This is a genomic window from Lipingzhangella rawalii, assembly GCF_031628175.1.
GTDB lineage: Bacteria > Actinomycetota > Actinomycetes > Streptosporangiales > Streptosporangiaceae > Lipingzhangella_A > Lipingzhangella_A rawalii.
Genome location: NZ_JAVLVT010000027.1, coordinates 1 through 3,739, shown reverse-complemented (window position 1 = coordinate 3,739; position 3,739 = coordinate 1). Strand labels below are relative to the sequence as shown.

General features: G+C 64.4%; 4 protein-coding genes. 1 reads left to right on the top strand and 3 read right to left on the bottom strand.

Features of this window, described 5'->3' with window-relative positions:
• Positions 1-336, bottom strand: a 336-nt coding sequence (locus tag RIF23_RS20570) for a hypothetical protein (protein WP_310914290.1), incomplete at its 3' end; no start/stop codon positions are given.
• A 590-nt stretch (positions 337-926) separates the two neighbouring features.
• Between RIF23_RS20570 and RIF23_RS20565 the strand changes: the two genes are divergently transcribed.
• Positions 927-2,057, top strand: coding sequence for a protein-L-isoaspartate O-methyltransferase family protein (locus tag RIF23_RS20565; protein WP_310914289.1), 1,131 nt, complete (start codon positions 927-929; stop codon positions 2,055-2,057).
• 287 nt (positions 2,058-2,344) lie between these two features.
• On the opposite strand, the gene RIF23_RS20560 is transcribed toward RIF23_RS20565, so the two are convergent.
• Positions 2,345-2,536, bottom strand: coding sequence for a DUF397 domain-containing protein (locus tag RIF23_RS20560; RefSeq protein WP_310914288.1), 192 nt, complete (start codon positions 2,534-2,536; stop codon positions 2,345-2,347).
• An 18-nt stretch (positions 2,537-2,554) separates the two neighbouring features.
• Positions 2,555-3,349 carry a helix-turn-helix domain-containing protein gene (locus RIF23_RS20555; RefSeq protein ID WP_310914291.1) on the bottom strand — a complete coding sequence of 265 codons (795 nt, stop codon included), beginning with the start codon at positions 3,347-3,349 and terminating at the stop codon, positions 2,555-2,557.
• Positions 3,350-3,739: the final 390 nt, after the last annotated feature.

The following is a 3,739-nucleotide window of genomic DNA, read 5'->3' as shown; positions in this document are numbered from 1 at the left end:
GAACACGGCCACCGCCACATTGAGGATCCCGAGGATCCCCGCGATGTTGGCCAGCCGCAGCGACGGCTTGCGCATATTGAGGATCGCGAGCACCAGGATGGCGACACCCACCACGGTCTTGGCAGTGACCTTCATATGGTCCGGATCTGCGTCGACCAGACCCATCTCCAGGAAGGTCACCAGCGCCAGTCCGGTAACAACCTGGAGGATGGTGCTGTGCAGCAGCACCTTGGGTGACTTCGCGTGCCCGGAGATGAGCTGCATCAGCCAGCCGCTGAGGATCCCGGCCATGCCCAATAGATGCAGAAACAGCAGAACTGAGAACAGGATGTCCATGCGCCAGACGGTACTACAGGACGTAGTTCCCCCGAACACCGCCGCGCTACAGAGGAAAGCCAAGGTCAGGACGGCGCTGGCGCTGCCATCGTGTCACACATGGTGCTACCGAGGAACGCCGGACAGAGCACACGTGTACACGGATACCACCGACCGCACGTACTGCACAGTCCGCAACAGTCCGGGGATCACCCCCCGGATACGGGAACGGTGGTTCCTCCTCCGTCACCAGGGGGCGAGAACCTGACCCACGCAATCCTCATGAAGCCAAGGGGAGTCGAACCCCTGGCCTCTGGTATGCAAAGAAAGGGGTACGGCCGCGTGGACCATGGTCATCAGCATATGCGCAGGTGATCAGCTCGGACGCGCGTGGCCTGACGGGGTCGTGCGGGGCCTGCCGGGGGATGCCGGGGCCTGCCGGCTAGAAAAATTCCAGAAAGGCCGCAAGGCGGATCCCGGACCGCTCGGCTGCCCCGCCGCCGCAGTGGGTCCGGCCTCTGGCCGCACTCGGCCACAGGGTGACGTCGTGGTCACGGTGGGGTAGGGGTGGGGTGGTTCGTGGTGTCGCGCGTGGAGAGGCCGAACCCCCGATGGTTGAGCCCGAGCAGGACCCCCTGGAGGAGTTCGCCCCGAATGCGGAGTGGGCGGCGGCGCTGCGGGCCGCGCCACGGGAGTGGTTCGTTCCGGAACGGGCGTGGGTGCCGGGGGTCGGGGTGGTGGATCGTCAGCTCGCCACTCAGGAGTGGCGCCAGGCTGTCCAGCGTGATGTGGCGCTGGTGACCCAAATCGTTGATGGAGACGTGGAACTGACCACAGAGAACGTGGACCGGAATCCACACCGGTTGACCAGTTCCAGTTCGGCTCCGTCCCTGGTGTTCGACATGCTCCGGCTCTTGGATCCCTACCCGGGAGATCGGGTGCTGGAGGTGGGTACGGGAACGGGCTGGACGGCGGCGCTGCTGTCGGCCTACCTCGGTGCGCAGCAGGTGACCAGCATCGAGGTGGACGAGCAGATCGCCGCGCAGGCCAAGGAACATCTTGATCGTGCGGGGTTCACTCCCCGGCTCGTCGTCGGAGACGGCACTGTGGGTGACCCCGATGGGACACCGTTCGATCGGATCCACGTGACCTGCGGGGTCGTCACCATCCCCTACACCTGGGTGGAACAGGCGCGCCCCGGAGGCATCATCGTTGTGCCGTGGAGTCCCAGTGTGGGCATGACGAACCTACGGACCCGGCTGACCGTGACCGATGGCGCGGCCATTGGGCGCTTTCACCGAGTGTGTGCGTTCATGCCGCTGCGCGCTCAGCGGGACCCGTTCGCGCCCATCCGCGGGGAACCCCGGGAACGCAGCAGCGCCATCGATCCGCGGCGGATCGCCGCGGCGGGCACCGCGTTCGAGGTCGCTCTGGCGGGGCTTCTTCCGGGGGTGTCGTTCAGTGGTGGTGGAAGTAACCCGGTCGACAGCACGTTTCGAGCGACACTGCGGGAATGGGTCAGTGACTCCCACGCGATCGCGATCCAACCTCCCACCGGCGGCACAGCCGAGGTTCGACAGCGCGGGCCACGCAATCTCTGGGACGAGCTGGAGGCTGCGTTCCAGGCGTGGGTGCACCTCGGCGAGCCGGCCCTGGAACGTCTTGGCCTCACGGTGAACACCACAGGCCAGCACATCTGGCTGGATTCCCCCAACAACCAGCTAACAGAGGTGACACACTGATGGGCAAGCATCGCCAGGAACCTCAAGAGTGTCCCGTATGCCGGGGCCGCGGCGAGGTGCCGCAGAGCCAGGAGGGTGACGGCGGCCCCCGAGAGGTCTGGGTACGCTGCGACGCCTGCAACGGCAAAGGCACCCAACCCTGAACCCAACTACGGGATTCGGGAGTGGGCGGCGAGTACCCGGCTGTGCCGTCGGATCGGTGACCGTGTGGCGGGGTTAGGTGCGTACTGGATGAGTACGAAGCCCCCGTCAGGCGTACCTGTCGGGGGCTTTTGCCATTGGTGACCCTATAGACCACCCGACCGAATAGCCACCATGAAAGCCGTCCACTCTGGAACAGGAACAGTTAGGTGGCCGAGCTCCGGATGCTGGGAGTCGCGCATCGCGACCGCGCCGTGAAGATCGCCGACCTCAACGCAGGTGTTGTCGCCATGCGCACTGTAACTAGACGTGCGCCAGTTGTGGACGGATGAGTGCATAAAGTTAACTTCCTCTGCTTACTTGAGTAGGGACTCAAGGTAGGACACTGACTCATCGGGTGATGCGCCCGCATTGTAGGTGTGTCCGAACATTTGCACGTAGTACTGGATCGCCTCAGGATCCTCGACGATCAGATCCTCCGTTGCGGTCTCGATATACACCAGTGGTAGGTCCTCAGGATCGGGGTAGTCCAGGATGACAAAAGTGTCACCGAGCGCAGGGTGTGCCCCGGAGTGGTCGTAGATCACGGAGAGGTCGATGTTGGAGCGCTCAGCCATCGTGAGTAGGTGCTCAATCTGACCACGAATCACCTTCTCGCCGCCGATACGCTTCCGCAGTGCGGACTCGTCGATGATCGCCCAGAGTCGCGGTGCCTCCTCATGGTCCAGGATCTTCTGGCGTTCCATGCGGAGATCTACTTTCCGGCGGATCTCGTCGTCACCTAAGACGCGACCAGAGCGCAGGATCGCGGCTGCATAGTCCGGCGACTGCAAGAGCCCCGGCACGAGCATCCCCTCGTAGGTGCGGATCATCGACGCGCCAGACTCCCAATCAGGCAAGCTGCCGCGCAGCACATCCTTATGCTGCACCCACCAGCCGCGTGTACGTGCTTGTCGGGCAAGCGCGATGAGGGCTTCGCGTATCGACTCATCGACCTCGTAGAGCCGCGCCAGGTCCTCCATGTCGCGCACGCTGGGGAGCTTCCACTCATTGCGCTCCATGCGGCTGATCTTGCCGGACGACCAGTCGAGCTGGGCGTCTACGTCATTGACGCGCATGCCTCGCTCCTCGCGTAGCTGCCGGAGAAGCATGGATAGGCGCCGACGACGAGCACTCGGGCTGTAGCGGGTGGCCATGCGATCACCATACGACGGGGTTGGCCTGGCCGGCACACCGAACCAGACATATCCACCAATTGCATTTTCCTTATTGCGAATTCAGTTCGGCGGATCCAGGATGGCAGTAGCACTCATCCACAGCTCCCCGAGGAGGGGTTCCCATGCGGTTCGTAGCCCTACTGGCTTCTGCGTTGGCGCTGCTGACACGCCGACTCATTCCCCCATCTTCTGCTCCGGGGGCGCCTGGGTGGGTGTGCTCGTGGCTCCGGTCCTCGGGGCGGTGGTCTGGCCGGAGCACCGCCACGGAGGAGGCACCGGCGAAGGCAGCGGCCCGGGTGCGGCCGTACTATTGGCGCGGCTCGG

Bases quoted from the DNA above. Each gene is read 5' to 3' on its own strand.
- RIF23_RS20555 (WP_310914291.1), bottom strand. From the start codon at position 3,349: ATGCTTCTCCGGCAGCTACGCGAGGAGCGAGGCATGCGCGTCAATGAC.
- RIF23_RS20560 (WP_310914288.1), bottom strand. From the start codon at position 2,536: ATGCACTCATCCGTCCACAACTGGCGCACGTCTAGTTACAGTGCGCAT.
- RIF23_RS20565 (WP_310914289.1), top strand. From the start codon at position 927: ATGGTTGAGCCCGAGCAGGACCCCCTGGAGGAGTTCGCCCCGAATGCG.